Origin of the sequence: Streptomyces iconiensis (genome assembly GCF_028657195.3) — a bacterium.
GTDB lineage: Bacteria > Actinomycetota > Actinomycetes > Streptomycetales > Streptomycetaceae > Streptomyces > Streptomyces iconiensis.
Genome location: NZ_JANCPR020000026.1, coordinates 67,158 through 93,507 on the forward strand (window position 1 = coordinate 67,158; position 26,350 = coordinate 93,507).

The window sequence follows — 26,350 nt, forward strand, 5'->3', positions numbered from 1 at the left end:
CCCGTGTCAGCGCTGCTTGCCCCCGTGTCACGTGAGCGCACCCGGCGCGGCCGGCCCTGGCGGCGCGGGCCCGGTCATCATCAACGCATTCCATGGCCGGGCCCCGACCCATCTGCCGCCTCCCACCCTCGTCAGCCGTCAGTTGGCCGTCCAACCGCCGTCCACGGCCAGCGCCGACCCCGTGGCGAAGGAAGCGCGGTCGCTGCACAGCCACAGGGCCGCCTCGGCGATCTCGGCGGGATCTGCCATGCGCTTCTGCATCTGACGGGCGACGAACGCCGTCCCCAACTCCGGGTAGGTATCCACCGCTTGGTCGATCATCTCCGTGCGGGTGGTGCCGACGACGAGTGTGTTGATGCGAATGTCGTGTGCCGCGTACTCGGCCGCTGCGGCTCTGGTCATACCGAGTACCGCGTGCTTCGCGGCGGTGTAGGGCACGGGGGCTCCGGTGGCCCCCATGGTGCCGCGGTGCTGGACGTGTTGACGATCGCGCCCTTGCCGGCTTCGAGCATCACCGGGATCTGGGAGCGCAGACAGTTCCAGGTGCCGTTGACGTTGACGGCCATCGTGCGGTCGAAGACGGCCTGGTCGAGCTCATGCATCGGGGACAGGTCCTCGCCGGAGAAGCCCGCGTTGTTGAATGCCGCGTCCAGGGGAGCCGAAGTGCTCACGGGCCGCGTCCACGGCGCGCTGTACGTCCTCGGGGACCGCGACGTCGCCCCTGCTGACCGCTGCCCGGCCGCCCGAGTCGGTCATCTCCCGAGCCAGTTGGTTCAGTACGTCCTCGCGGCGGGCCATCAGGAGAACCGCAGCGCCCTCGGCGGCGAACAGGCGAGCGGCTGCCTCTCCGACACCGCTCGACGCACCCGTGTTCATGACGGTTTTACCGGCCAGGATTCCCTTCGTGTCCCTCATGCGGCGATCAAACCCCCTGGTGATCATGGAACGCACCCGCCCCTGGACCTGTCCGGCGGCGCCAGGCGTTGAGGGGGCGGCCCCGGCGGTGGTTCGGGTCGGCAGGGCGTTGGCGGCGAAGGCCGACACCAGGTCCGTGTTGGTGAAGTCGGGGCGGGAAGTGGCGGCTTGGTGTGTCCGCCCGACCGCGCCCTGAGAGCGAAGGCGAAACCGGTGGGCGGATGTCTTTGCTGTGCCAGCGATGCGACGCCGGGGCGGGCGTGCCGGGTGCTGTCCGCACGGCGCGGCAGCGATCACCTTCCGGGCCGGTTCAAAAACGGCGCGGAAGGTGATCGCGGGGGCCACAGGGCCTGAGGCAAGAGCGCCGCCCTGAAGCGGTGGCGACGCCGGGAGGCGGGGCGCGGCGGTGACAGTCCGCCGCGCCCCGCCTCCCGGACGGGCGTCAGGCTGCGTGGGGGCCGGGGGCGGCGCTGCCTTCGTACTGGTTGATGTTGGAGACGAGTTCGGTGAGGCCGGGGTCGGCGTCGAAGCGGCGCTGGTGCAGCTCGGCGATCTTGTCGCCGGATTCGGGGTCGGGGTCGTCGGTGATGTCGAAGGAGACGAACTTGTCGACCAGCGGCAGCCCGATCTCGTCGGTGCGGCGGTGGGCGGGGTGGATGAGGTATTCCCAGTAGCCCTCCAGGTCGTCTATCTGGAAGGTGGCGCCCCACTCGTACCCGCCGCCGTGGTCGCGGCCGACGAGGAAGGAGCGTACGGAGGGGATGACCTCGCCCTGGTTGCGCAGGCTGGCGAGGGCGTCTTCGAGCTGTGCCGGCGTCGTGCCGGGCCTGGTGGTGAAGCGGACACAGTGGTGGATCATTGAGGTGCTCCCTTTCCGGAGTTCATTTCTGTGGTTGATGTGGTTGATGTGTGGCGGGCCCCTGTCCCGGCCACGCGGGTTCGGCGGGCCAGGCTGGTCACGAGGCCGACCAGGGCCGCCCCGGCAGCCATCGCCACTCCCGTCCACGCGAACGCGCCCGCGAGGCCGGCCGCGTGGATGAGGGGTTGGAGGGCCAGTGGCGAGAGGAACTGTCCGAGGAAGATTCCCGTGACGAGCCCGCTGAGGACTCGTCCACGCCGCCCCTCGGGGGCGAGTTCGCTCAGGCGCAGGTTGAGGTTGGGTACGACGAGCCCGACTCCCGTACCGCCGACGAGCATCCCGGCCAGAACCTGGACGACCGTGCCGGCCGCCCCGACCAGCAGCCAGCCGGTGCCCAGCAGCGCGATGCTGACGGCGGTGATCGCGGTGGTGGCCAGCCGCCGTCGCAGGTACGGGAAGGCCAGCGCGCCGAACGTCCCGGACAGCGTGCTCCCGGCGACCACCGCGCCGACGACGCCGGGGCTGCTGCCGAAGTCCTGCAGCAGGAACGGTAGTTGGGTGGGTCCCATGTAGAACGCGAGCGTCGCGACGAGCGCCAGCGCGTACACACCGGCGATGCGGCCCGCCCCGCTGCGCCGCGGAGGCTGCCCGAGCGGCGGGGGCTCCCCGGCCCCAGGACCTGCGTCGCGCGCTCCCCGCGGCGCCTCCCGCAGAGCGGTGAACGCGAGGACTGCGACGGCGGCCGATACGGCGTACAGCCAGAACGGCGCACGCCAGTCGACCCCGGCCAGGACTCCGCCCAGCGGCAGGAAGACGACGCCGCCCAGGCTCGCGAACGCCTGCTGCAACCCGAGGAACGAGGCCCGTCGCGCCCCCTCGAACCAGTCGGTGATGGTCGCGCTGACCGCCGTCATGATCCCGCCCACCGCGACGCCGAGCAGCGCCCGCGTGGCGAGCAGCACGTACAGGTCGGTGGCGAAGAATCCGGCCGTGCCGCTGACGGCGTACAGCACGAGGCCGGACACCAGCAGTGAACGTCGCCCGAGACGGTCGGCGATCAGCCCGGACACCGGCGCGCTGACGGCGATGGCGAGCGAGGTGATGGTCACCACGAAGCGGACGAGGAGCCCCCCGCCTGGTGCTTCGGCGAACTCCTCGCTCATCGCGGGCAGTCCGGGCGCGATGATCGCCGCGGCCATGAGCGTCAGCGTGGCCGAGGCCAGTACGGCGGCGCGGGCCGCGCGTGTCGGTGGTGCCTGCCGCGCCGGGACGGGCTGCGCCGTGCTGAGGGTCATGGCCACCCTCCTTTCGCGAACGAGTCGTCGGCGGTCAGTTCCAGAGCGTGACCATGAAGGCCAGCGCGAGCAGCAGGATGGTCAGCGTGGCCTTCCAGGCGAGCCGTTCCGCGCTCGAAGCGGGGGTGGCGGTGGTGATGGGTGGCATGTCGGTCCTCCTTGGGTTCAGGTCTATGTGTGGTTAACCACTCACTCTCGCGGTCAAAAAAAGGAGCCGCGGAGATCGTGGCGCGGCGCTCAGCGCCACATCATGAACAGCGCTGCGTCCAGTACGGCCAGCGGAACGAGTGCGGCCCAACGGGCCGCGACGGTGCGGTGCATGAGATCACCTCCTCTCTGCGTCGATCGGCTACGGGATCTCAGTAGTGCCGAAGCCCGTCGGACAGCGTCCGGGCCCACGGGGTGTCCAGCTCATGGGCGCCGAGGGCGACCACGAGATGACACAGCATGCCCACGGCGAAGAACCGCTGGACGTCGGCCTCCGGGGCGCCGGAGACCCCCCGTACGTACTCGACCAGACGCGCGTAACCACTGCGCACCACCTCACGGATGGCCGGCTCAGCGGCTGCCGCGCACTGTGCGTGGAGCTGGAGCAGCAGCAGGTCGCGGTCCGAGATGAGTTCGGCGTACGCGTTCCCCATCACGTCCAGGACCTCCTGTGCGGAACTCCCCTTCGCCGCGGCGGCCCCGTCACCGAGGCTCTCGCGGACCCGGGCGAAACAGTGCTCCACCACCGCCACGAACAGCGCCTCCTTGTCGGGGAAGAGCCGGTAGATGTACGCCTGCGAGATGCCTGCCCGCTGCGCCACGTCCGCGGTCCTCGTACCGAAGTAACCCCGGTCCGCGAACGCGCTGACCGCGGTCTGGAGGACTGTCCTCCGCCGTTCGTCGGCGGTCGAAAGCTGTCGTTGTGCGGTGGGCTTCGGCATATGAGTAATAAACCACTCACACTTAGGACTGTCAAACGCGCCGCCAAGGGGGCTGTGTCGGGGCGCGGCGGGGCGGCCGTGAGTGACGGTGACAGCAGGTGACCCGAGCGCGGCCGGGGGAGGGGCAGCTGTTCGGCTTCGGTGGTCACCTTGGTGACCACGCGCCGACGTACCCGGCGAGGGTGGCGGTGCGTCCTCTTCGCACTCCAGGCTTTCGGCCTCGCGGCTGCCCGCCGGTGGACGGCGTGCGTGGCTGTAGGCGTACCCCGGCGGCATGCACGCTCTTCACGGCGCAGGCCCGGAACCACGCCGTGCCCCGGCCCGGAACACGTCGCGTCCGGCTGTCCTGCGGAAGACCGGCCTGCTCGGGGTCCACCTGGCTGCGCGCCTTCCGCAGCAACTTCCCAGCTCACGGTTGTTGTTGGCCATGCCGCGCAGCATCGCGGTTGTGGGTGTGTGTGGGTGTTTCCCGCGTAGGTCTGCGAGTCCTAGTCTGCCGGGTCCGCTGTCGCGCAGGGCCTGCTATCGGCGTCCGCGGGGGCCGGCGGAAGACCATGCTGGATGTACGTCCTCAGGGCGGGCAACAGGGGACGCGCTTATGTCCTCTGCCGCAATCGGACAACGCCCGACCAACGACTTTCGGGGCAAGTCGCCGCTTGCCCCGGACGGTTTTCCACGGAAAAGGAACTCGTATGAGCAAGGGAAAGGTTCTCCTCGTCATGTCGGCCGCCGACGTGTGGGAGCGCACCGACGGATCGAAGTACCCGACGGGTTACTGGGCGGAGGAACTGGCCGCTCCGCACGAGAAGTTCGTGGAGGCCGGTTACCCGGTCGACTTCGCTTCTCCGGGCGGGGTGCTGCAGCCGCTGGACGAGCACAGCGCCGACCCGGCGGTCGCGGGGGAGGAGTGCGGTCACTACGTGGCACACGCGCAGAAGGCGCTGAAGGAGTTCGGCCCGCTGCTGAAGCTCGACGAGGTCGATTTCGACGACTACGTCGCGGTGGTGCTGCCAGGCGGCCACGGCCCGGTCATCGACCTCTTCCAGGACGCCGACCTGGGCCGTCTGCTGGCAAAGGCGGACAAGGACGGCAAGCTCATCGGCGCGGTCTGCCACGGTCCGGCCGCACTGCTGAGTGCCAAGGACGAGGACGGCAACTGGCTCTTCGCCGGCCGCAGGATGACGGCGTTCACCGATGAGGAGGAGCAGCTGTTCGGCACCGCCGAGGGCGCTCCGTGGCTGCTCGCCTCCCGCCTGCGGGAGACGGGCGCGATCCACACCGGTGGAACGGCGTGGCAGCAGCACAACATCATCGACGGCAACCTCTTCACCGGCCAGAACCCCGCCTCCAGCACCAGGCTGGCCGAGGACATGATCGCCGCGCTGCGCTGACACACCACCCGGCGCACGCAGGGTGGCCCTTCGCCCGTACGAGGGGCCACCCTTCGTGCGCCACCGGTGAACCAGCCATACGGCGCACCCCAGAAAGAAGAGTTCCATGAAGACAGTCACGCCGGACGACGTCATCGGCCGTGTGGAGAAGGGGCTGCTCATCGCCGGCCGGTGGCGGCCCGCGACGGCAGACGCCACGTTCGCGGTGTACGACCCGGCCACCGGCCGGACGCTGTGCGAGGTGGCCGACGCCGCGCCGGCCGACGGGGCAGCCGCCCTCGATGCCGCACACGCGGCCCAGGCCGACTGGGCGGCGGTTCCTCCCCGCCGCCGGGCCGGGATCCTGCGCCGCGCCCACGACCTCCTGCTGGAGCGCATCGAGGAATTCGCGCTGCTGATCACCGCGGAGATGGGCAAGTCACTGGCAGAGTCCCGGGCTGAGGTCCGCTACGGCGCCGACTACCTGCGCTGGTTCGGTGAGGAAGCGGTGCGTATCGACGGCACCTGGAAGGTCAGCGAGGACGGCACCGCCCGCGTCCTGGTCACCCGCCAGCCGGTGGGCCCCTGCGTGCTGATCACCCCGTGGAACGCGCCGCTGGCGATGCCGGCCCGCAAGATCGGGCCGGCCGTGGCAGCCGGCTGCACCATGGTCGTCAAGCCCGCCCCGCAGACACCGCTCACGACGGCGGCGCTCGCCGGCGTGCTCGCGGAGGCCGGCCTGCCCGACGGTGTGCTCAACGTCGTCCCCACCACCCGGGCCGCCGCTGTCACCGAACCCCTCCTCCGGGACGGCAGACTGCGCAAACTGTCCTTCACCGGGTCCACCCCCGTCGGGCGCCTCCTCCTCGCGCAGGCCGCCGGCACCGTGCTGCGCACCTCGATGGAGCTCGGCGGCAACGCGCCGTTCCTCGTGTGCGAGGACGCCGACCTCGATGCCGCTGTCGACGGCGCGATGACCGCCAAGCTGCGCAACGTCGGAGAGGCGTGCATCGCCGCCAACCGCTTCCACGTCCACGCCGGTGTCGTCGAGGAGTTCACCCGGAGACTGACCGCGCGCATGGAGGCGCTCACCCTCGGTCCGGGCACCGACCCGGCAACCGACCTGGGACCGCTGATCGACGAGCGCCAGCGGCGCCGCGTCGCCGACCTGGTCGACGAGACGATCGCGGCCGGCGCCCGGGTACGGACGGGAGCGGTGCTGCCGGACGGCCCCGGCTACTTCTATCCCCCCACCGTCCTCACCGGGATACCCGTCGGCGCGCGGATCACCCGAGAGGAGATCTTCGGCCCGGTCGCGGCGATCCAGACCTTCACCACCGAGGACGAGGCGCTCCACGCGGCCAACGACACCGAGTTCGGCCTCGTCGGCTACCTCTACACCCAGGACGTGAACCGGGCCCTGCGCATGAGCGAGCGGCTGGAGACCGGCATGGTCGGCCTCAACCGTGGCTACGTGTCCGACCCCAGCGCACCCTTCGGCGGCATGAAGCAGTCCGGCATCGGCCGCGAGGGCGGCAACACCGGCATCGACGAGTACCTGGAGCAGAAGTACCTCGCCATCGACATGACGCCGGCCACGCGGGGGACCGACGTCGTCGAGGACAGCGCGGAACCGGAGCACAGCCGATGAGCAGCACCGTCTACGACTCCGCGCTGTTCCGCGACATGTTCGGAACGTCCCGGATGCGCACCGTCTTCAGCGATGACACGTACGTGGAGACGGTGACCCGCGTCGAGGTGGCCCTGGCGCGGGCACAGGCCCGCTTCGGGGTCATCCCCCGAAGCGCAGCGGACGCCATCGCCGCGGCCTGCGACCCACAGCGGCTCGACCGTGAACGACTGCGCCGCGAGACCGAAAATGTCGGCTACCCGATCCTTCCCCTCGTCTCCCAGCTCTCCGAGCAGTGCGGCGACGACGGTGGATACCTGCACTGGGGCGCCACCACCCAGGACATCATGGACACGGCGACCATGGTGCAGTGCGCCCGCGGACTGTCCCTGATCAGCGCCGCACTCGACGAACTCCGCGAAGCGCTGCGCCGGCTGGCCGCCACACACATCGACACCGTCACCGCCGGACGGACCCACCTCCAGCACGCCCTGCCCATCACCTTCGGCTACCGTGCCGCGGTCTGGCTCTCCGCGCTGGACCGGCACGCCGAACGCCTTGCCGAGGTGCGACGACGCGACCTCATGGTGCAGTTCGGCGGCGCCGCCGGCACCCTGGCCTCCCTCGGCCCCGGCCCCGAGGCTCTGCGCGTGCGCGCAGAACTCGCCGCGGAACTGGGGCTGCGGAACCCGGAGATCACCTGGCATGTCGCACGCGACGGCCTCACCTCGATCGTCGGGCTCCTGGCTGCCATCGGCGCGTCCGTCGGCAAGATCGGCACAGACATCGCCCTCATGTGCTCGACAGAGATCGCAGAGGCAGCGGAGCCCTACACCCCCGGGCGGGGCGCGAGCTCCACCATGCCCCAGAAACGCAACCCCATCTCCAGCGAGCTCATGATCGCTGCTGCCAGACTTCTGCGGGACAAGTCCTCGGCCGTGCTGGACGCCGCGCTACAGGACTTCGAACGTGCCACGGGCCCCTGGCACATCGAATGGGCCGTCGTCCCCGAGGCGTTCCTCCTCCTGTCCTCTTCTCTCGCCCAGGCCACGCACGCCGTATCCGGCCTGCGGATCGACACCAGGCGCATGCGCTCCAACGTCGACCTGACGGGAGGGCTCATCCTGGCTGAGGCCGTCATGATGGCCCTCGCACCTCAGCTCGGCCGACAGCGCGCCCATCACCTCGTCTACGAGATATGCGCCCGGGCTGCGGAAAACTCGACCCCCCTCGCCGACGCGCTGTCGCAGAACCGGGCCATCGTCGCGAACCTCGGTGAACACCGGATACGACAACTGTGCGACCCCGCCGCCTACCTCGGCAGCGCGAGGGCCATGACCCGCTCCGTCATAGCCCCCTCCGACCGTCCCGGACCAGCGAACACGGCAGAACCGGCGCTGTGAGCGGCCTCGTTGAGCGTTTGGTTCGGGTGGTGGGTGTCTGGTTCCGCGGGTTAGTTCTCAGGTGAAGACGCGTATCGGGTATCAGGCCCTACCCCTTGTCCGTGTTGAAGGCGGCGGCGACGGAGCGGTGTCTCGGACCGGATCAATGCTGCTGGTCGAGCGCTTCCCGCGGGCTGTCAGGCGCGCCTCCATCGCGAAGGCGGCAGTTCCAAGGAGCTCCGGCACGGTGTATCCGACGGGTCGAGGGCCTGGCTGTGCGGGAGGTACCGGGTGGTTACGCAGAACGCTCGGGCGCCTGGTGTCTCAGGCACCGGGGGTCCCCGGCGCGCCGTATCGGGTCAGCATGGTCAGCACCGCTTGGTCGACCGCGTTGGTGATGGCGGAGTCGTCGGGCTCCCAGCGCGCGAGCAGCATCCGCGGCCAGAACACGTAGTTGGAGATCATTCCGAGGAACTGGGTCGCCGCCATCTCCGCATCGTCAAGCCGTGCCGCACCAGCGGCGTTTTCCGCTTCCAGGTAGCGGCGGACCGATTCGAAGTAGGGCATCTTGCCGAGCTTGAACTGCGTCTCGCCGAGCTCGGGGAAGCGCGGTACCTCGGCGATCACGATGCGGAAGAGGGCGGCCATGCCGGGCTGGGTGAGAAGGTCCACGTATCGGCGTCCGATGGTCTCAAGCCCTGCGCGGAGGTTCCCTGGCTCGGGGAGGGGTGCCTCCTCGTCGTCGACCTTCCAGTATTCGGTGACGATCGCTTCGAACAGGGCCGCCTTGGTGGTGAACTGCTTGAACAGAGTCGCCCTCGACACTCCGGCCGCCTCGGCGATGCGGGCCAGCGGGGTGCCGTCGTAGCCGGAGTCGAGGAACAGCTTCGTCGCTGCCTCGATGATGGACGTCCGCTTCTGCGCTGCCACGCGCCGGTGGTATTCCGAAGGCTGTGCCGTCATGCCCTCCAGTATGCCTCTCGCTGCGAGGTGAGTCACTTGACTCACCTCTGGTCCTGCTCTTACTTTGAGAGAGGAGGTGAGTCACTGGACTCACCATTAATGTGAGCCTGGAAGGATGCATCATGGGACGCTTTGAGGGCCAGACCGTCATCGTCACGGGCGGCAGCGGGGGCATGGGCAGCAGTCATGTGCAGGGCTACCACGCCGAGGGGGCGAACGTCGTCATTGCCGGCCGCGACGACGCCGCCGGCCGCGATCTCGCTGCTCAGCTCGGTCATCGGGCTCTGTCCGTTCACCTGGATGTCGCCAGCGAGGACGACTGGGCGGCGGTGGTGCGAGAAGTCGAAGGCCACTTCGGGCCGATCACCATCCTGGTGAACAACGCGGGCGTCCAGAACCCGGCGGCCCCTATCGAGCACACCGAACTTGGCACCTGGGAGCACACCTTCAGCGTCAACGTCACCGGCCAGTTCCTCGGCATCAGGGCCGTGGCTCCGTCGATGCGCAGGGGCGGTGGCGGAACCATTGTCAACATCGCTTCGACCACGGCCCACGTCGGTACGGCCTTCTACGCCCCCTACACCGCCAGCAAGTGGGCCGTGCGCGGGCTGACCAAGACGGCCGCGCTGGAACTGGGGCGGGACCACATCAGGGTCAACTCCATCCACCCCGGCGTTGTCTCCACACCGCTGATCAACGAACCCGCCGTCGCAGGCCAGCCGGCCATCGCCGACTTCTACTCGCCCGATCCCTTCGCCATCCCCCGCCTCGCCGAACCCTCTGACATCACCCGCCTGTTGCTCTTCATCACGTCCGAGGACGCATCTTTCGCTACGGGCTCGGAATTCGTCCTGGACGGTGGCCTGCTGCTCGGCCCCGCACTGCAACCCGAGGCCGACATCGCAGCTTGAGCCGGTATTGCAGTACCGAGCGTGCAGTCGCGGGCGCCCATCCTGTCTTGTTCAAGGTGAAGCGACCATTTCTTGCGAGGATGACGGGCCGTGGCAGTTGTGATCACGGCGTCCGAGCCGTCCTGGACAGCTCCATCCACTGGGCGGAGCCCGCGCTGCTTCGGCAGGTTGGTGGCCGCGTTGCGACAGGAGGGCGCGGATACGGTGCGGCAGGGCCGTCCGTGGAGTCTGCCGCTGGAAGACCGCGTGCTGCTCGTGACTACGTACTGGCGCGCAAACTTGACGGTGCACAAGCTTGCCCGCTCTTCGGCATCTCGGAGTCCGCGGCTGACCGCATCATTGACCACCTCGGTCCCCGGCCCGCGCTCCCGCCTCGTCGGCGGTTCCGCAACGACACCGTGCTCATCGTGGACGGCATCCTGGTGCCCACCCGCGACCATTCGATCGCCGAACAGTCCCAAAACTACCGCTACTCGACTGCCCATCCGGTCGTGATCGACTGGCAGCTACCAGGGCACTGGACTGGTGACCCGCACCGGCGAGCGGCCGGGTAAGCCCAACTTCCGGCCTGGAAAGAGGAACACAACCGGTCCCACGAACAGGTTCGCGCGCGGTGCCTGCCACGAGCGGACGCCAGTCGTCCCGCACCGCACAAGACGGTAGTTGGGCAGGCCCTGACGGCGGCGTTTGGTCCTTCCATACGGGCTGGCTCGGGGACCGCCCGACCCTTGGGCGATGTACTCGTCCCGCATCCCAACCGTCACTGCGAGACGTTGCCCTGGGAAAATTGGCGTATACCCCATCTGCCCGTTGAACCTCGCCCGTTGAGCGTCTCCGAGCGAGCCGTGCTGGAGCACATCCTCTCGGCCGTTTTCGCTGGTGCTTCCGAGCTGTGTAGCCAGCTTGACCGGACGGAGGTTGTGGCGCTCTGGGCGCCTGAGTCTATGAGCGTCGACCTGCGAGTCCGGGAACCAGCGCAGCATTCCGCCATGCTTTCCGAACTGGTGCCTGTTGCTGCGCACGTCCACGATCACTCCGGCGAGTACATCGGTGAACTGCTTGTGTGGACCGAGAAGGGTGCCACCCTGGCGGCCCTGGAGTTCGCCTGGATCACCGATGCCATGCCGAGTTCCCTGCCGCCCGCTGACCAAGTGCTGCTCACCGTGCGCTGACCGCCCGCGCGCTGGGAGGCGTCAACAACGAGCGGGCCGACGGTGGCAAGTAGAGCGATCCGACCGGCCAGGCGCCCCAGGTCAGCCTTGCTCCGCGGTGTCAGTTATCCCGGAGAAGCCGCAGTGAGCTGGGCGGCGTCGGCGTCGAGCAGCGGCTTCGTCTGCTGGTAGAAGGGCACCTTGTTCTGCTGGTGATCGGTGTGCCCAGGCCGTGTCCGGCCAGTCGGATTCCGAGGAATTCAGTGGCCTTGGGGACGGTCCTTCGATGACATGGGCGACTGGCGCTCCCGGGCGGAGGAGGCCACTGATGATGCCGAGCCGGAGACTGTAAACCGTTCCTTGACAGGTAATCAACGTCAAGGCAACCTTTACGAGTGTGAGCAGTCCACGAAGTGAGCTTGCGGCACTTGCCGCAAACGTTGCCGCGCTCGCCAGCCAGCTCGCCGACGTCGTCGAGCGCAACAACGCAGTGCCCGCTGACCTGGCCGGCGTGCGGATTGCGCGTGACCTGGAAGCGTTGTCCGACATCGCGTTGCGCATGAGCGTTGATCGGGCCCGCGCCGTCGGCCATACCTGGAAGGAGGTCGGTGACCTGCTTGGCGTCAGTCGGCAGGCCGCCTTCCAGCGCTTCGGGCGCCCCATCGACCCACGAGCAGGAGAACCCATGAGTAATGCCGCACTCCCGGACGCCGCCAACCGCGCGACTGAGCTGTTCGTCTACTGGGTCGAAGGGCAACATGATGAGATCTTCGCTCTCTTCGACCCGACGATGACCGCACAACTTCCGCCCGATCAGATAGCCGCCGCCTGGGCCCAGGTTATCGGCATGGTCGGCGCTTACGAACGAATGGGCAAGCCCTTGGTCCGGCAACTCGGCGACCACACAGTCGTGGACATCCCGATGGAATTTGAAGCCGGACAGATGAAAGGCCGCGTCACGTTCAACAAAGAAGGGCAAGTCAGCGGTCTCTTCATCCTCACCCCCGAAACCCCCTGAGTGTCCCAGACCTATCGACTTGCGGCAGCAGCTCACACAGTCCCCACAGCAGCTGCGCGATCACCAACACATGGTTCCCGCCGATCGAGGCAGAAATGTGATCGCCCACCGGCACCGTACCGACCTCCTGTTGTCACACCACACGACCTGCTGCAGTCGCCGCCCCTCTCTGGCGGTCAGTCCGCGCACACAAACAAGCCCAGCCACACGCCTCCAGCGATAGGAACGGACCTCTCCGCACGCCTCAGCGTCACGACCACCTAACCGGCGATGCGGTCACAGCCCTGGCCGGGCGTAACCTCCGCTTCCGCCCGGCCTTGTCCTGACAGGGCGGGTGATGGAGAGCAAGCTGTCGGCGTCACGGCAGGCTCCGCATACTGGCTGCACGCGTGGCTCGGCGGCACCGTGGTCGAGGACAACTATGGAGCGCGGGACCTCTTGCGCGTGTGTGATGGTCGCAGGCGCGGGGTTCTCATGAAGAAGGATGGCGAGGTTCATCTGTTGTTCGACCCTGAGTCGGGAGAATTTGGATCTCCCGGACCAAGGGGCATCTTTACGTACTTCAAGCCCCGCGACGGTCTACATTATTTCAGGCGACAGCCAGGAGTCGAGGTTCTGTAAATGAGTTCCTATCCCTGCCCCTGCTGTGGGCGCCTCGTCTACGAAGCCCCGCCCGGCTCTTTCCAGATCTGCCCCGTTTGCGGTTGGGAGGACGACCTGGTTCAGCTGCGCTGGCCCGGCGCCAGCGGCACCAATCGTCGCCCTCTCATGGAGGCGCAGCTGCTTTACCGAGAGGTGGGAATCACTCATTCCGAGTTCGTTCCCAAGATTCGTCTCCCGGGCGAGTTCTGGCCGTTGGAGGCTGGATTTCGCGTTATCGTCCCGGAGTTTGATGACTTCGAGCCGGATGGGGTAATGGAGACGGAATGGCCTGAGGATCGCACGCGGCTCTACTGGTGGAGGCCGCACTTCTGGAGGCGATCGAGTAGGGACGTCGATTCGGAGGCGTGATGGCCTTGGCTCCGAGTGAGGGGCAAGTCTGCCGTTTGCCGGCCTTCTCCCGGCAGAGTTGATGTAGCACATGTGAAGCCTCGCCGAGCGCACTTGGGATCTACTGATCGTCGGAGCAGCCGAGCATGACGGGAACGTGATGACCGACGGCGGCTCTTGGCGCGGCAAGCCGGAGGCTGAAGGGCGACAGAAGTTCTTCGAGCTTGTTGCCCAAGGGGTGAGCATCAGAGCTGCCCGTCAGATGGTAAGGGTCAACCGGAGAACCGGGCGGGAGTGGCTTCACGGCCGGGCCGCGCGGGCGGGGACCATGAAGTCGGGACGCCACAGGACAAGGCCCGCGGTGCAGCCCCTGGAGGGTGCGGCGCGGGTCTTCTTGCCTCACCTCTGTGCCGGTTGAGCGTGTGGATGGACCCTCCGGCACAGGGAGCGGGCGCTACCTGTCCGAGGACGAACGCCTTCGTATCGGACCTGTGGGGAAGAGGAGCGGTCAGTCCGGTCGACCGCGGCCGAGCTCGGCCGTAGACCGTCGACCATCAGCCGCGACTGCAACCACGTCAGGCCGAGTAGCTCGGCGTACTACCTACCGTCCGTCCCCCGTCCATAAGCGCGCGGGGGCCAGGCGGGCACGACCGAAGCCATGACGGATCGCGATGCGCCCTGAGCTGCGGATGATTAGTCCAGGCCCGCCTGGATGAGAATGGAGTCCCGACCAGATCGCACACCTCCTTCGTCGGCGATTTCCCGGCCTGCCTGAGATGCACGTAACTGACGGGACGATCTATCGAGCCCTGTACGCGCAGGCAGTTGATTCCGCGATCAGCTCAGCCATCAGCGAGCTCCCCTTCCGTAAACATCGCCTGACCCCCAGTGTGCTGGGCCGATGAGGGGCCGCCGCTGGGTGACCGTCACCGCGCACAAGCAGTACGCCTGGGCGCGGTGCCCGAACAGCGGCCCGGCGCTGGCCTGCCGCACACGGCGACTGGCCCGGCCAATCCGAAGCACCGCGGCAGGCGGTCGGCAACAGGCAGTCCCACGCGGCCCGGAGCAGCGGCCGTGAGCTGCTGCGGTATCGGCTCACGGCTGCTGCTCGGCGACGAGCGCGTAGAGCCAGAACAGCGGTGGAGGGTCCGCCCTCCAGGACTTCTACCGTGAAAACCGGGTCATCGAGAAGGACGACTTCTTCGTCTCGGTGGCCGGCTGATCAGCCCATAGCGTGGAGACCATGAGCGAATCGCCCGGAACCGGCAGCGGACAAGTAGGTGCCGACTACGGCATGTTCTACCTGTGCGACAACGACACCCTTCCTCCCACAGAGATACTCCCCGACAACGGCCTGATCTTCTCGGTGGACGGTATCGCCGTGGTGATGACGGGCATACAGGCCGGACCTGTCCGGGTTGAAGTCGAGGTCCGCTCCCAAGCACCGGAGACCGTGGACACTCACGCCTGGGACGAGGTTCTCGATCACAGTTTCCGCGCACCGTACGGGCAGGTCAGAGTTGGCCATATGGAATACGGGCCCTCTGATCTGCCCGTACTCACGCCCCACGGGGCAGGCCATTATCGTGTCAGAGTCCATGCACGAGGTCGTGATACGGAGCCGGACGGCTTCGTCGAAGAACCGGTGGAGGACTACCTTCTCGTCGTATGGCCGCAGCCACCCGAACCCGAATACATCCACGAGCAGTCCGATCAGTGTGGAGCCTCTTGGCGTGACTCAACGCTGAAATAGGGACACCTGAACGCGGATCACGCGGATCACACGTTGCCTGATGCGAACACGCTCCGCGGTTCCGAGCTGGTTCCACTCACGTGACGATGCCCCGGCCGTCCGAAGGGTGGGGTTCTGGGGTCTGTTGAGGAAGTGGATCTCGGTCGCTGAGTCCATCTTGTCGCGCTGTGAACCGGCACAAGGTGCCCGGTTCACAGCGCGACCACGATTTTGCCGTGAACGTGCCTCCCGGCCTGCGTCATCACGGCTTCGCGAATCTGCTCGACCGGGAAGGTCGCCGCGATCGGGACCGTGATCTCGCCAGAATGGATCGCGTCGGCGATCCGTTCCAGGGTGCCCGGACCCGCATCGAGGGCGCCCGTCTTGCGCACACCGGGCGGCGGGGCGGGGCCGTCGGCTACGACGGAGATCCGCTCGGGTGCCACGCCCAGCTTGAGCGCGGTCTCGGCCGCCTCCCTCCCGAACAGGTCGGCTGCTGCGGTGATCCCCTCGGGCGCCAGGGCCCGCACCCGGTCCGCCAGGCCAGGGCCGTACGCCACGGGTTCGGCGCCGAGCCCGCGCAGGAATGCAAACGTGCGCTCGGAGGCGGTGCCGAGCACCCGGGCGCCCGCGAGCTTCGCGAGCTGCACGGCGAAGATGCCCACGCCACCCGCCGCCCCACCGATCAGGACGGTGTCCCCGGTGCGGAGCCCGATCGCGGCGAGCGCGGCGGAGGCCGTCAGGCCGGACACCGGAAGCGTGGCCGCCACCTCGTCGCTGATGCCCTCCGGGGTGGGCCATAGGTGTGCCGCGTTGACCAGCACGAAATCGGCGACGGACCGGCCAATCGCAGCCCCGTACACCCGGTCGCCGATCGCGAATCCCGTGGCTTCGGCGCCCAACTCGTCCACCACGCCGGCGAAGTCGCTGCCGAACCCGGCTGGCAAGGTGATGCCGAACCGCGCCGCCATGTCGGGCTGTGTGGTGATTTGCCAATCCATCGGGTTCAGCCCGGCGGCAGTGACCCGGACGCGCACCTCGTCCGGTGCGGCGTGCGGCTCGGGTATCTCCTGCAGTTCGAGTACTTCGGGACCGCCAAATTGCCGGTAGCGCACGGCTTTAGTCATCGGTGACCTCTCCTGCCAGTGATGGGACTTGGTCTCATGGACCGTACACCAGTGATGGGACCAAGTCCCGTACACTGCTCCCATGGCTCGCTGGCAACCCGACGCACCAGGACGACTCGCCGCCGCCGCCCTCGACCTCTTCGAGGAGCACGGCTACGAGAACACGACCGTGATCGAGATCGCCGAGCGCGCGGGGCTCACCAAGAGCACGTTCTTCCGGTACTTCCCGGACAAGCGCGAGGTGCTTTTCGGCAGGGGCACCTTGACCGATCTGCTCGTCGAAGGGATCGCCTCGGCGCCGCCGGCGGCCGGGCCGCTCGACGCGGTGGCGGACGCTCTCGATGCGCTCGGCCGGACGTTCTTCACTGCCGACCGTCGCGAGTTCAGCGGCAGGCGCCAGGCCGTGCTGAACGCCAATACGGAACTGCGTGAACGCGAAGCCCTGAAAAGGACCGGTCTCACCGCCTCGATGATCGAGGCCCTCAGCCGCCGCGGAGTCCCGAGCCTGACCGCGCGCGTGGCCGCGGAACTGGGCGCGCTCGTCTGGGAGATCGCCTACGACCAGTGGATCGACCCCGACAACAGCGAGGGCTTCGGCCCGCTGGCACGGCAAGCGCTCGCCGAAGTACGCACGGCCGCAGCCGTGCGCTAGCCAGGGTCTCGCGAAAGTGGATCTTGAACGTGTGATCAGCACGGCGTGGCGCGTGGGGACCTGACTGATCGGCAGTGGGCACGGCTGGAGCCGCCGCTGCCTCAGGGGAAGAGGTCCGGCAGGCCGCCCGTGTGGCCGCGTCGGCAGCTGATCAACGGGAGCGCGCGATCGGCCGCACGATCCGATCCCGGAGAAGGCCGATCAGATCCGCAACTGTAAGAGCTCGGACCCCGAGGCGGCCGGGCACCGAAGTTTGACCAGGACGACTACAAGCAGCGCCATGCAGTGGAGTGCGGGATCAACCGGCTGAAACGACAACGGGCAGCCGCAACTCGCTACGACAAACGCGCCGTCCGCTACATAGCAACAGTGCTGGTCGCAGCCATCAACGAGTGGCCGTGACCAGAATTTCGGCAACAGACCCTAACCGCCATCGAGCGCTCTTCGGCCGGTCAAGCGAGTCGACTCGACCTCGTCCCTCGGGTACGTGCCCCGAGGTTCGGCGCCGCCGTTGCACCATGAGTTCAGCCCCAACATCGACTGCCTGGCTGCTCCATCGAACGGTAGTGACGTGGCTTGTCGACGATTTTGGGAGGTGCCCCGGACCACGGTCGGGTGGTGTTGATGAATTTGGGAGATACCGGGTCTCTTGCCCGGCAGCATCGGGGCGCTTCTGGTGAAAAGGCCCTGGCCGCGCCGCAGATGGCGAAGTGGGAACCGGAATACGTGTCCGGCGCCGTCCGTTATTTTTGATCATGAAGGCAATCACACTGCAGCAGTACGGGGGCCCGGAAGGCATGGAGCTCGCAGAGCTGGCGACCCCGAAGGTCGCCCCCGGCGAGGTCCTTGTGCGGGTCAAGGCGGCCGGCGTCAACCCGGCGGACTGGAAGCTCGCCGCCGGCTACCTCGACGACGTTATGGAAGCGCACTTCCCCTTCATTCCGGGCTGGGAGGTTTCCGGCGTCGTAGAGGCCAGAGGCTTCGACGCCACCGAGTTCGAGGTCGGCGACGGGGTCGTGGGCTACATCTGCAAGGACTGGGCGCAGAACGGCGGCTATGCCGAACTCGTATCCGCTCCGGTGCGCACTCTCGCCCGCAGGCCCCAGTCCCTCAACTGGCTGCAGGCCGCCGGGCTGCCGCTGGCCGGGTTGACGGCCTATCAGGCCATCCAGCGGCTCGGCATCGGCAGGGACGACACCGTGCTGATCCACGCGGCGTCCGGCGGTGTCGGCTCGTTCGGCGTGCAGATCGCCGTCGCTCGTGGAGCGCGCGTCATCGGCACTGCCAGCGCGCGCAATCACGAGTACCTCCGCGGGCTGGGCGCCGAGCCCGTCGCCTACGGCGAGGGCCTGCCCGACCGGGTACGCGAGCTGGCGCCCGCCGGCATCGACGCGGCACTCGACTTCGTCGGCGGTGACGCGGTGGCTGTCTCCCAGGAAGTGCTCAAGAACCCGAAGCGGGTCGCCTCCATCGTCGACACCGCCATCACCGAGAAGGGCGGTCACTTCGTGTGGGCCCGCCCCAGCTCGGACGACCTCGCCGCGCTGTGCGCCCTGGCGGACTCCGGCAAGCTGTCCGTCACCGTGGCCCGCACCTTCCCTCTGGCCGAAGCGGCCGACGCCTGGCGGGCCGTCCAGGAAAACCACACTCGCGGCAAGATCGTGCTGGACGTCGCCGCGAGCTGAGGCCTGGTCCTCGCCGGACCGGCTCACTTTCAACGGCACCGTCATCGAGACCGACCGCGTCGGCTCCTGCCGCCTGGACAGCACGCGGGCACGGGCTGAGGAGCCCGTACAGGCCGACTGACCTCTTTGCCGCTACCGTCCTCGACGGCCAGCCGCCCTGACAGGCGACTGGCCGTCCCGCGCTCGCGGCCACGGAACTGCCGTCATTTCCCGGCTCTGGTCCACTTCTTGTGGAGTCGGCCGCCGCTACGTCGACAGACAGCGACTGCCCCCGTACTGCGCAGGTCAGTCGCCCTTGCCGTAGGCACGGGTCCACGCGCAACGTCAGCTCCACAAGAAGTGGCCCAGATCTTTTCTGCGGGAGTCGTTCGAACGCCGCTGGGGGAGTCGCTTCAAGGGAGATGGAGCGATCAGCATCAGCGAGCTTTGATGTCCCTCCGACTCTCGGCAAACGTCGGAGTTGCCGGACGGAGTGCGGGTGCGGCGGCCACCCGAGACGGGTAGCCGCCGCTGGCGGACGGTGCGGGCCGGCAGAGTCGGCGCGAGACACTGTTCGACCGGCTCGGCGGCCTGCCCGGCCGCTGTGTCTGTCAGAACTGCTTCTCACCGCCGTCGACGAAGAGGTTGGCGCCGACGATGAAGCTGCTGTCCGCCGAGGCCAGGAAGGACACCGCGGCTGCGACCTCTTCCGGGCGGCCCATGCGGCCGATCGGGACGGCCGCGGCGAACTGTGCCTTGACGGCGGTCACGTCGCCGTCGCCCACGGCCGTGTCGACGCCGGGTGTGTCGATCGACCCCGGGGATACCGCGTTGACGCGGATGCCGCGGCCCTTGAGTTCGTTGGCCCAGGTGCGGGCGAGTGACAGGATCGCAGCCTTCGACGCCGCGTAGATACCGAAGTTGTCCCAGCCGTCAACCGCGCGCGTTGACGCGTTCAGGATCACGGCGGCGCCTTCGTTGAGCAGTGGCACGGCTTTCTGGATGGTGAGCCAGGTTCCTCGGACGTTCGTACGGAAGATCTGGTCGAACTGGTCCTCGGTGGCTTCGGCGAGCGGTGCGAAGGCGCCCGCCCCCGCATTGGCGAACAGCACGTCCAGCCCCCGGCCGCGCGCGCTCACGGCAGCGTAGAGCCGATCCAGGTCGGCCGGGTCCGCGATGTCGCCCGGCACCGCCGTGGCTGCCGATCCGAGGCCCGCAGCCGCCGCTTCGAGGGCGTCCTTGCGCCGGCCGGTGAGGAAGACGTGCGCGCCCTCCGCTGCCAGCCGCTCGGCGGTGGCCAGTCCGATGCCGGTGGCGGCGCCGGTGACGACAGCGGTTTTGCCTGTCAGCGTTCCCATGATGTGAGCTCCCAAAAGTTAAGTACTGATCGGTACGCAATGGAGACGCTAGCACTTCCAGACCGAACGGTGCGGAAAGGTAGGATCGCGCTCATGGACGCAGCGAGGATCGGTCGGCCCCGGACCTTCGACACCGATCAGGCCCTGCAGCGGGCGATGGTCGTCTTCTGGGCGCAGGGCTACGAGGGCGCGAGCCTGACCGACCTGACCAACGCCATGGGCATCACGAAGACGAGCATGTATGCGGCCTTCGGCAACAAGGAGGAGCTGTTCCGCAAGGCCCTGCAGCTCTACACCGAAGGTCCCGCCGCCTACGGGCCCGCCGCGCTGGAGCTGCCAACCGCCCGCGAGGTCGCCGCAGCCCTGCTCGCCGGTTCGGTGCGGGCGACCACGCAGCCCGGCTGCCCCGCCGGCTGCCTGGGTGTGCAGGGCTCACTGGCCGCCGGTGAGCCGGGACGGCCGGCGCGCGACACCCTGGCAGCCTGGCGCGAGGGATTCGTGGCCCGGCTCCGCGGCCGTTTCCAGCGAGCGGTCGATGAAGGCGACCTGCCGGCCGACGTGGATCCTGGGCTGCTCGCCCGCTATGTCATGACCGTGTCGAACGGCATCGCGGTGCAGGCAGCCGGGGGCGTCGGCCACGACGAGCTGCACGTCGTCGCCGTCGCGGCCATGGGCCAGTGGCCGCCTTCGGCGGTCAGGACAGGCGGATTGGATTGACGTCGTCCGCGGTGATGGCGGATCCCGACCGCAGGCTTCCCCGAGGCGCACTTCGCCGTCATACCGCCCACGATCGTGATGAGGAGATCAACGAGGTGATGCCGCCTGCGGTGCCGACCGGTCCGGCGAGGTACGCCGGCAGCGGTCAGAAACGCCCCGTCGCCGATCCCGATCACGACGCTGACCGCGCATCTCAGTAAGTGTCGTGCAGCACGATCCCACGCCCCTGCCTCTGTGCCGGTCGCCCGAACGACGTCTTCGGCTCTGTCCCAGGGGCAAGATCAACCAGCCCGAGAGGTCGCGACACCCTGGGCACTGACGTGGTGGCGTCCGGTCACGCCAACAGCACTCGCTTGCGTAGGAGTTCGAACCCTGCGCGGCCGAACATCTGGGTTTGAGCATCTTGATCCGGTTGGCATGACCTTCCACAACGCCGGAGTTCCAGGGCATCGTGAGGCCGGCAATGACGGCGTCGAGATCGCGTCCGAGGCATCGGGCGAAGTTCCGGAGGCTTGGCAGGCCGGCAGCAGAGGTGACCGCTTCGGTCCAGGCGGGCAGTTGGTCGCCTTGCAGGTGAGCGACCATGTGGCCGAAGGAGCGGCCCACCGCTGTCGACCACACGGCGCACCGGCCGGGCCATTTTCGGGCTGACTCAGCCAGCATCACGAGAAGATCGACAGTCACATCGCGTACGCCACCACAACAAGTGGGCCAGAGCCCATTTCTCCTCGACACTTCCGGGCCTGTTGATCACCAACTGCCTCCGGAAACCGTCGGCAAACACTGTCCCCAGACAGCAACGAAGCCAGCAACACCACTGCTCAGGCCCATTGACCCTGTGGGGCCCAACAGGCCAGCGGGCGCCGGTCAGCGGAGCGCGGTGGCAGTACGGCCGCCTGTGACGCGAAGAAGGTCCAGTTTCCCTGCCTCGACGCTTCCGCTCGCCGCCGTGTAGGTGACCATGCGCAGGTCCGCGCCGGGGACGATGAGGACGTCGCAGTCGAGCAGGATGTCGCCGATCTCCGGATGCCGGATCGTCTTGCGGTCCGTCGTGTGCTGGGCGGCGGCCGTCTGCGTGGCCCAGTGACGGGCGAAGGCACCGGATGTTTCTCGCAGTTCCTGCACGAGACGATCGAGCTGGGCGTCCCTGGGATAGCGGGAGACAGCGTCCTTGAGGTCGGCGACGATCGACTCCGCGAAGGCGTCATATCCGCGCTCGGATTGGACGGGAAGCATCGAGGCATGTGCGGCGCCGTCGCCGAAGAGCGCACGGGCGAGGTTCCGTTCGGCGGACGGGAGGACGGCGGGGCCGCCGTGCAGGGCGCTCCACGTGGTGTTCCACCACACCAGGGTCCAGTCGGCGGTGAACACCCCGATCGGTACGTCGCCCAGGCGCGCGGCGAGCCGCTGGATGCCCGGGGGCACATGGGTGCTGACCTTCCCGTCCTGGGGCGGAAGGAGCTCGGCGCCCCGGCAGAGCTGGTCGCGCTCGGCGCGGGAGAGCTGAAGGGCCCGGGCGAGGGCGCCGACGACCTGGGCCGAGGGATTCTTCGCGCGTCCCTGTTCCAGGCGCAGGACGTAGTCGACGGAGAGCCCTGCCAGCTGTGCGAGCTTCTCGCGGCGCAGTCCCGGGGCACGGCGGCGGTCCGACATCGTGAAGCCGGCGTCGGCCGGGGACAGCCGGTCGCGCCAGGCGCGCAGGAGTGCGGCGAAATCGGAACGGGAGGAAGCCATGGGTTCATTCTCGCTGCGCGGCGCCGGATAGGCCTGGGTACTGCCAGTCCGAGTGACAGGGACGGCACTGGTTGGCGGTGGCGCCACCGGCGAACGTGGAGACGCGCCCGAGCCGGGCGCCACCGGTTGAGGAGCCTTCCATGAAGCACACCATCGTGATGACGGGCGCGAGCCGCGGGATCGGCCGCGTCGCCGCGGAGCGCCTCCTGCGCCGGTCGCCGGACACGCACCTCCTGGTCGTGGCCCGTGGCTCCTCCGGCGCGCAGCTCGCCGCGGAGCTCGGCGCGGGCGGGCACACGGTCTCGCATGTCGCGGCGGACCTCGGCTCGCTGGCCGGCGTCCGCTCGGCTGCCGGCGAGATCCGCGACCGGCTCGACCGGGGCGACCTGCCGCCGCTGCGCGGCTTCGTGGGCAACGACGGCGTGCAGTACACGAACGCGCTGACGGAGGGACCCGACGGGTACGAGGCCACCTTCGTCGTCAACGTCCTCGCCAACCACCTGTTCGTCCGACTGCTCCAGGACCGCTTCACCGCTCCCGCCCGGATCGTCATCACCGCCAGCGACACCCACTTCGGCGACTTCAAGCACAACATGGGCATGGTGCCCGGCCCGGCCTGGAAGTCCCCGGGCGTCCTCGCCCGCACGGGCGCCTTCCCCAAGCCGGACACCGCAGCCGGCGGGCGTACGGCGTACTCGACGAGCAAGCTGGCCGCGATCTACCTGGTCCACGAGTACGCGCGCCGGCTGCCGGCCGGGATCGACGTCGTCGCCTACAACCCGGGGTTCGTCCCCGGCACCGGCCTCGCCCGCAACGCGGGGCCCGTCTCCCGGTTCGCGATGCGCCGCATCATGCCGGTGATGACCCTCACTCCGTTCGCCACCAGCCGCAGCGCAGCGGCCCGCTACCTCGCCGATGTCGTCCTCGGCTCGACCCATGCGCCGACCGGCTCCTACGTCGACCGCAGCTGCGCGGGCCGTTCGTCGCAGGAGTCCTACGACCCGCAGCGCGAAGGCGAGCTCTGGGAGGCCGCCGAGCGGTTCACCGCGGCGTACGCAGCCGGGGCGGCCACATTCCGACGATGAGCGTGGCGTCGTCGGCCTCCTCGGTGAGTTCCTTGACCGAGTCGCTCTGCACCTGGGCCTGGGCCTGGGCCTGGACGAGGTCGATGAAGGCGAGGGTGGCCCAGAATCACGGGAACAGGGTGGCGTTTGGTGTCCCGGGACATGGCGGAGGGCTGGGGGTCGGCGAAGGCGCCGACGGAGTCGGTGAGAGTGTCGAGGAGTTCGGCGGAACGGTGGAGACGTCCTCGGGCGCGGTCTCGTCGAAGCGCGCTCGTCATCGTCCAGCACCAGCGGTTCCAGCTTCGGACCACGACGCGGCACTCAATGGGAACGTGCATTCAGGATTCGAGCATGCTTGAGAGTTGATGTCCCTCATCCTGCGGAACAGCGGTGAACACCCGTCGAGTTCATTTGGCTAATCGTGCTCTCCTGCTATACGACGCGCAGTTCGCACTCAGCGGAACCGCTGACAGGGAGGAAGCATGGCCGAACCCAATTCCTGGTCACCCGTCCAAGTCGTCAACCGGTGGGGCGGGACCCTCTACGAAGTAGCCGTGGGTCACCGCTACGACGAGGACCACTACGACAATCATTCCTTCGGTACGATGGAAAACGGTCAGAACAAGGGCGGCATGTCGGCCGGCTACTGGACCGGTTTCGGGCGCACGGGCAAGGACTACTGGCACGTGTCGTTCCGGTCGGACGACGGGCGCTGGTCGTGCAAGGAGAATTTCTACTGTTTCCTCACGAGCGATGACGTGAACCACACGGTCACACTCACCATCACTCGCGGGAATCTGAACGTAAAGCCGCCTTCCTCCTCCCCATGTGACGTCAGCCTCTGGCGCGTCGGCTGAAGGCCGCGGAACCATGGTGGGATTGGGAGATGCTCTCGCACTCATCATGAAGGTGCTCGGCGTCCGCATGCGGGAAGAATGTGGGTGTGAACATCGCAGAGACCTCCTGAACAAGATGTTCCCATTCCCGCGACCGATACGACGCCGCGCCAAGAAGTAGGCGATACCCGCCCGTTCAGCGTCTCGGCTTGCACCGGCCGGGGCGCTGGCTCCGGGGCACCGAGCGTGGCATAGCCACCCGTGCCCAGCCTTGACCGCCGGCCTGGGACGCGGCACTGGTCCTGGTCGCGGCAGCCGCCCCGAACCTGCGATCCCCTCCTGGGGCCGTGGGTTGCCAGGCCCTGCCGTAGCTGGCTCGGCCAGTCCGCCGTCCTCGATGCGTTCGGCGGCGTCCTGGATGGCTTCTTCCAGTTCTTCCTGGGAGGCGTAGGAGGCGATGTAGGGGTGGAAGTACTGCGGTACTTGCGGCCTTCTGGCCCCAGGACCAGGCCCCGGCTCTCTCCAGCAGTGCCATCGCGGTGTTCGGTGCGGTAACCGACCCGGTCCGGTCCCAGCAATCTTGCCTGTTACCGGTCCGTGGACTTCAGTTCGGCGACGGGACATCGTCGTCCGCTGCTGCAATGCCCTGCGGGCCGTCTGGCGTGAGTGGTTCGGGCCGGGCGGGGGGCCAGCCAGCGCTACGCGCACTTGGCTGAGCGTCCGGTGAAGAACGGGCACGTGCCCGTCGCACTCGACGTCGGGCCCGTCTTCGCGTGCTCCGCAGGCCCGCTGGTCGGTGGCCATGCGGCGCAGGCGCAGCGGTTCGGCGGCCGGTTCTGAGCGTGTTGGGCGTCGGAGATCTTTTGCCGCAGGTCGCGGTGTCCGAACGGGGTGACGCGGTACGCGGTTTCTGGCGGGACGTAGTCGACTGCGGCCCACGCGCCCTCGTCCTGGCCGGTTTCGAGGAGAAGCGGGGAGAAACGGTCTGAGCCGTCGTCGGCCGGCGCCGGGATGCGGCCGGCGCCGTGATGTGGGCGATGCCGGGATGTGGGCGACGCCGGGTACGAGCGCACCGATCATCACGTCAGCCGCGTACGAGCCGTCGGCGATGGCTCGCGGGCCGAACCGAGGCGTGTTTCGCGGGCCTCGGCCAGCGTGATGCGGGTTCCGCTTCACCGTGCGGCTTGGGAGCGTTCACCGTGCGGCGTTGGGAGCGCGGCATCATGTACGAGGCGAGAGCGGGGAACGTAAGCGTCCGCGTGGCCCCGCCCGACACCTGCCGGACGGGGCCATGACGCGGCCGGACTTACCGAGGACCGCGCCAACTTACGGTCACCGCGTTGCGGTGGCCAGTGCCGCGCGGATGGCGTGCTCGCCGGCCGGCTGGCCCTTCTCGTTCGAGGCGGGCCCGTACGGGGTCCCCCACACCGGCGTGTCCGTCGCCTGCCGCCAGCTATGGGCCAGCGGTCCGGCGTCCACCACGCTGTAGCCGAGGGATTCGATGAATTCGGTCACCGCCGCCTTCGCCGGTGCGGAGTCCCCGGCGATCGGCAGGTAGGAACGGTCGGCCGTCCCCGCGGGGCGGGGGAGTGACAGCAGGTGCTTGAAGAAGATGTTGTTGAACGCTTTCACGAGCATGGCGTCCGGGATGTACCGCAAAAGCAGCTCGCTTGAGGTGAGCGACTTGCTGTCGAGTTCGGGGATGTGCCCGTCACGCTCGGGGCCGTAGTTGCACGTGTCGATGACCGTCTTTCCGGCCAGTGGCGCGGCGGGCAAGTTGGGGAAGGCACTGACCGGCACCGTGACCACGACGAGGTCCCCGGCCGCCGCGGCCTCCCCGCTCGTCGCCGCGGACGCCCGCGGCCCCAGTTCCGCGGCTGTGTCCGCGAGCGTTTCGGGACCGCGCGAGTTGCCGAGCACGACCTGGTGCCCGGCCTCGATGGCGAGCCGCGCGAGGGTAGTGCCGATGTATCCGCTGCCGATGAATCCCACAGTCGTCATGTTCTCCGCGTCCCTCCGGAAGAGCCCAACTCTCGTCATGTGCCGGCTCGTT

The 26,350-nt window shown here is 68.3% G+C and carries 24 protein-coding genes and 3 pseudogenes; 16 read left to right on the forward strand and 11 right to left on the reverse strand.

The features are described from left to right. Positions 1-138 precede the first annotated feature (138 nt). From NMN56_RS24720 to NMN56_RS24745, 6 genes are all read right to left on the reverse strand, one after another. Complete coding sequence (locus NMN56_RS24720; RefSeq protein WP_274043284.1) at positions 139-402, reverse strand: SDR family oxidoreductase; 264 nt, start codon at positions 400-402, stop codon at positions 139-141. After that, positions 399-602 (reverse strand): SDR family NAD(P)-dependent oxidoreductase, encoded by a 204-nt coding sequence (locus NMN56_RS24725; RefSeq protein ID WP_274043283.1) that lies wholly within the window; start codon positions 600-602, stop codon positions 399-401. Before NMN56_RS24725 ends, NMN56_RS24720 begins: the two co-directional genes overlap by 4 nt. After that, on the reverse strand, positions 595-915 hold the full coding sequence (locus NMN56_RS24730) for an SDR family NAD(P)-dependent oxidoreductase (protein ID WP_283742505.1): 321 nt from the start codon (positions 913-915) through the stop codon (positions 595-597). The genes NMN56_RS24725 and NMN56_RS24730 overlap by 8 nt, the downstream gene beginning before the upstream one ends. Before the next feature lie 442 nt (positions 916-1,357). Beyond that, positions 1,358-1,774, reverse strand: a complete 417-nt coding sequence (locus NMN56_RS24735; RefSeq protein WP_283742506.1) for a Dabb family protein — start codon at positions 1,772-1,774, stop codon at positions 1,358-1,360. Continuing rightward, positions 1,771-3,069 (reverse strand): MFS transporter, encoded by a 1,299-nt coding sequence (locus NMN56_RS24740; protein ID WP_274043281.1) that lies wholly within the window; start codon positions 3,067-3,069, stop codon positions 1,771-1,773. Before NMN56_RS24740 ends, NMN56_RS24735 begins: the two co-directional genes overlap by 4 nt. A 359-nt stretch (positions 3,070-3,428) precedes the next feature. Next, entirely contained in the window at positions 3,429-3,998 is a 570-nt protein-coding gene (locus NMN56_RS24745) for a TetR/AcrR family transcriptional regulator (protein ID WP_274043280.1), read from the reverse strand. A 692-nt stretch (positions 3,999-4,690) separates the two neighbouring features. Here NMN56_RS24745 and NMN56_RS24750 point away from each other — a divergent pair. The 3 genes from NMN56_RS24750 to NMN56_RS24760 all read left to right on the forward strand — a co-directional run bounded on the left by NMN56_RS24750 (position 4,691) and on the right by NMN56_RS24760 (position 8,401). Further along, on the forward strand, positions 4,691-5,389 hold the full coding sequence (locus NMN56_RS24750) for a type 1 glutamine amidotransferase domain-containing protein (protein WP_274043279.1): 699 nt from the start codon (positions 4,691-4,693) through the stop codon (positions 5,387-5,389). Positions 5,390-5,495: 106 nt separating this feature from the next. Further along, a complete protein-coding gene (locus NMN56_RS24755; RefSeq protein ID WP_274043278.1) occupies positions 5,496-7,019 on the forward strand; it encodes an NAD-dependent succinate-semialdehyde dehydrogenase in 1,524 nt (507 codons plus the stop codon). Further along, the gene (locus tag NMN56_RS24760; RefSeq protein ID WP_274043277.1) at positions 7,016-8,401 is read left to right on the forward strand and encodes a class-II fumarase/aspartase family protein; all 1,386 of its coding nucleotides are present in this window, start codon (positions 7,016-7,018) and stop codon (positions 8,399-8,401) included. The genes NMN56_RS24755 and NMN56_RS24760 overlap by 4 nt, the downstream gene beginning before the upstream one ends. Positions 8,402-8,704: 303 nt before the next feature. Here NMN56_RS24760 and NMN56_RS24765 read toward each other — a convergent pair whose 3' ends face one another. After that, on the reverse strand, positions 8,705-9,343 hold the full coding sequence (locus NMN56_RS24765; RefSeq protein ID WP_274043276.1) for a TetR/AcrR family transcriptional regulator: 639 nt from the start codon (positions 9,341-9,343) through the stop codon (positions 8,705-8,707). A 122-nt stretch (positions 9,344-9,465) separates the two neighbouring features. On the opposite strand from NMN56_RS24765, the gene NMN56_RS24770 reads away from it, so the two are divergent. From NMN56_RS24770 to NMN56_RS24795, 6 genes and pseudogenes are all read left to right on the forward strand, one after another. Further along, complete coding sequence (locus NMN56_RS24770; protein ID WP_274043275.1) at positions 9,466-10,254, forward strand: SDR family NAD(P)-dependent oxidoreductase; 789 nt, start codon at positions 9,466-9,468, stop codon at positions 10,252-10,254. 90 nt (positions 10,255-10,344) lie between these two features. Then, positions 10,345-10,868 (forward strand): annotated as a pseudogene (locus NMN56_RS24775) (helix-turn-helix domain-containing protein); the annotation flags it as partial. Between the two features lie 375 nt (positions 10,869-11,243). Beyond that, entirely contained in the window at positions 11,244-11,426 is a 183-nt protein-coding gene (locus tag NMN56_RS24780) for a hypothetical protein (protein WP_274043453.1), read from the forward strand. A 376-nt stretch (positions 11,427-11,802) separates the two neighbouring features. After that, positions 11,803-12,423: a DUF3887 domain-containing protein gene (locus NMN56_RS24785; protein WP_274043274.1), complete on the forward strand. Its 621-nt coding sequence runs from the start codon at positions 11,803-11,805 to the stop codon at positions 12,421-12,423. Between the two features lie 621 nt (positions 12,424-13,044). Then, a complete protein-coding gene (locus NMN56_RS24790; RefSeq protein ID WP_274043273.1) occupies positions 13,045-13,434 on the forward strand; it encodes a CPCC family cysteine-rich protein in 390 nt (129 codons plus the stop codon). 1,222 nt (positions 13,435-14,656) lie between these two features. Then, complete coding sequence (locus NMN56_RS24795; protein WP_274043272.1) at positions 14,657-15,166, forward strand: hypothetical protein; 510 nt, start codon at positions 14,657-14,659, stop codon at positions 15,164-15,166. Between the two features lie 191 nt (positions 15,167-15,357). Here NMN56_RS24795 and NMN56_RS24800 read toward each other — a convergent pair whose 3' ends face one another. Then, positions 15,358-16,272, reverse strand: a complete 915-nt coding sequence (locus NMN56_RS24800; RefSeq protein ID WP_274043271.1) for an NADP-dependent oxidoreductase — start codon at positions 16,270-16,272, stop codon at positions 15,358-15,360. Between the two features lie 82 nt (positions 16,273-16,354). Between NMN56_RS24800 and NMN56_RS24805 the strand changes: the two genes are divergently transcribed. The 4 genes and pseudogenes from NMN56_RS24805 to NMN56_RS24815 all read left to right on the forward strand — a co-directional run bounded on the left by NMN56_RS24805 (position 16,355) and on the right by NMN56_RS24815 (position 18,609). Next, positions 16,355-16,924 carry a TetR/AcrR family transcriptional regulator gene (locus NMN56_RS24805; protein WP_274043270.1) on the forward strand — a complete coding sequence of 190 codons (570 nt, stop codon included), beginning with the start codon at positions 16,355-16,357 and terminating at the stop codon, positions 16,922-16,924. A gap of 45 nt (positions 16,925-16,969) precedes the next feature. Then, positions 16,970-17,083, forward strand: a pseudogene (locus tag NMN56_RS43305) (transposase); the annotation flags it as partial. A gap of 25 nt (positions 17,084-17,108) precedes the next feature. Further along, positions 17,109-17,326: pseudogene (locus NMN56_RS24810) on the forward strand (IS5 family transposase); the annotation flags it as partial. Between the two features lie 353 nt (positions 17,327-17,679). Continuing rightward, a complete protein-coding gene (locus NMN56_RS24815) occupies positions 17,680-18,609 on the forward strand; it encodes an NADP-dependent oxidoreductase (protein WP_274043268.1) in 930 nt (309 codons plus the stop codon). A gap of 590 nt (positions 18,610-19,199) precedes the next feature. Here the strand turns inward: NMN56_RS24815 and NMN56_RS24820 are convergent. After that, positions 19,200-19,946, reverse strand: a complete 747-nt coding sequence (locus tag NMN56_RS24820; RefSeq protein ID WP_274043267.1) for an SDR family NAD(P)-dependent oxidoreductase — start codon at positions 19,944-19,946, stop codon at positions 19,200-19,202. Positions 19,947-20,039: 93 nt separating this feature from the next. Between NMN56_RS24820 and NMN56_RS24825 the strand changes: the two genes are divergently transcribed. Then, positions 20,040-20,663 carry a TetR/AcrR family transcriptional regulator gene (locus NMN56_RS24825; protein WP_274043445.1) on the forward strand — a complete coding sequence of 208 codons (624 nt, stop codon included), beginning with the start codon at positions 20,040-20,042 and terminating at the stop codon, positions 20,661-20,663. Positions 20,664-21,530: 867 nt separating this feature from the next. On the opposite strand, the gene NMN56_RS24830 is transcribed toward NMN56_RS24825, so the two are convergent. After that, positions 21,531-22,397 (reverse strand): helix-turn-helix transcriptional regulator, encoded by an 867-nt coding sequence (locus NMN56_RS24830; protein ID WP_274043266.1) that lies wholly within the window; start codon positions 22,395-22,397, stop codon positions 21,531-21,533. 140 nt (positions 22,398-22,537) lie between these two features. Between NMN56_RS24830 and NMN56_RS24835 the strand changes: the two genes are divergently transcribed. Further along, the gene (locus tag NMN56_RS24835) at positions 22,538-23,482 is read left to right on the forward strand and encodes an SDR family NAD(P)-dependent oxidoreductase (RefSeq protein ID WP_274043265.1); all 945 of its coding nucleotides are present in this window, start codon (positions 22,538-22,540) and stop codon (positions 23,480-23,482) included. Between the two features lie 461 nt (positions 23,483-23,943). Next, a complete protein-coding gene (locus NMN56_RS24840; RefSeq protein WP_274043263.1) occupies positions 23,944-24,318 on the forward strand; it encodes a hypothetical protein in 375 nt (124 codons plus the stop codon). Between the two features lie 1,311 nt (positions 24,319-25,629). On the opposite strand, the gene NMN56_RS24845 is transcribed toward NMN56_RS24840, so the two are convergent. Next, positions 25,630-26,289 carry an NADPH-dependent F420 reductase gene (locus NMN56_RS24845; protein WP_274043444.1) on the reverse strand — a complete coding sequence of 220 codons (660 nt, stop codon included), beginning with the start codon at positions 26,287-26,289 and terminating at the stop codon, positions 25,630-25,632. Positions 26,290-26,350 lie beyond the last annotated feature (61 nt).

Bases quoted from the DNA above. Each gene is read 5' to 3' on its own strand.
- NMN56_RS24825 (WP_274043445.1), top strand. From the start codon at position 20,040: ATGGACGCAGCGAGGATCGGTCGGCCCCGGACCTTCGACACCGATCAG.
- NMN56_RS24830 (WP_274043266.1), bottom strand. From the start codon at position 22,397: ATGGCTTCCTCCCGTTCCGATTTCGCCGCACTCCTGCGCGCCTGGCGC.
- NMN56_RS24820 (WP_274043267.1), bottom strand. From the start codon at position 19,946: ATGGGAACGCTGACAGGCAAAACCGCTGTCGTCACCGGCGCCGCCACC.
- NMN56_RS24745 (WP_274043280.1), bottom strand. From the start codon at position 3,998: ATGCCGAAGCCCACCGCACAACGACAGCTTTCGACCGCCGACGAACGG.
- NMN56_RS24735 (WP_283742506.1), bottom strand. From the start codon at position 1,774: ATGATCCACCACTGTGTCCGCTTCACCACCAGGCCCGGCACGACGCCG.
- NMN56_RS24780 (WP_274043453.1), top strand. From the start codon at position 11,244: ATGCTTTCCGAACTGGTGCCTGTTGCTGCGCACGTCCACGATCACTCC.
- NMN56_RS24770 (WP_274043275.1), top strand. From the start codon at position 9,466: ATGGGACGCTTTGAGGGCCAGACCGTCATCGTCACGGGCGGCAGCGGG.
- NMN56_RS24815 (WP_274043268.1), top strand. From the start codon at position 17,680: ATGAAGGCAATCACACTGCAGCAGTACGGGGGCCCGGAAGGCATGGAG.
- NMN56_RS24720 (WP_274043284.1), bottom strand. From the start codon at position 402: ATGACCAGAGCCGCAGCGGCCGAGTACGCGGCACACGACATTCGCATC.
- NMN56_RS24750 (WP_274043279.1), top strand. From the start codon at position 4,691: ATGAGCAAGGGAAAGGTTCTCCTCGTCATGTCGGCCGCCGACGTGTGG.
- NMN56_RS24795 (WP_274043272.1), top strand. From the start codon at position 14,657: ATGAGCGAATCGCCCGGAACCGGCAGCGGACAAGTAGGTGCCGACTAC.
- NMN56_RS24730 (WP_283742505.1), bottom strand. From the start codon at position 915: ATGAGGGACACGAAGGGAATCCTGGCCGGTAAAACCGTCATGAACACG.
- NMN56_RS24755 (WP_274043278.1), top strand. From the start codon at position 5,496: ATGAAGACAGTCACGCCGGACGACGTCATCGGCCGTGTGGAGAAGGGG.
- NMN56_RS24760 (WP_274043277.1), top strand. From the start codon at position 7,016: ATGAGCAGCACCGTCTACGACTCCGCGCTGTTCCGCGACATGTTCGGA.
- NMN56_RS24765 (WP_274043276.1), bottom strand. From the start codon at position 9,343: ATGACGGCACAGCCTTCGGAATACCACCGGCGCGTGGCAGCGCAGAAG.
- NMN56_RS24840 (WP_274043263.1), top strand. From the start codon at position 23,944: ATGGCCGAACCCAATTCCTGGTCACCCGTCCAAGTCGTCAACCGGTGG.
- NMN56_RS24835 (WP_274043265.1), top strand. From the start codon at position 22,538: ATGAAGCACACCATCGTGATGACGGGCGCGAGCCGCGGGATCGGCCGC.
- NMN56_RS24805 (WP_274043270.1), top strand. From the start codon at position 16,355: ATGGCTCGCTGGCAACCCGACGCACCAGGACGACTCGCCGCCGCCGCC.
- NMN56_RS24800 (WP_274043271.1), bottom strand. From the start codon at position 16,272: ATGACTAAAGCCGTGCGCTACCGGCAATTTGGCGGTCCCGAAGTACTC.
- NMN56_RS24790 (WP_274043273.1), top strand. From the start codon at position 13,045: ATGAGTTCCTATCCCTGCCCCTGCTGTGGGCGCCTCGTCTACGAAGCC.
- NMN56_RS24725 (WP_274043283.1), bottom strand. From the start codon at position 602: ATGCATGAGCTCGACCAGGCCGTCTTCGACCGCACGATGGCCGTCAAC.
- NMN56_RS24740 (WP_274043281.1), bottom strand. From the start codon at position 3,069: ATGACCCTCAGCACGGCGCAGCCCGTCCCGGCGCGGCAGGCACCACCG.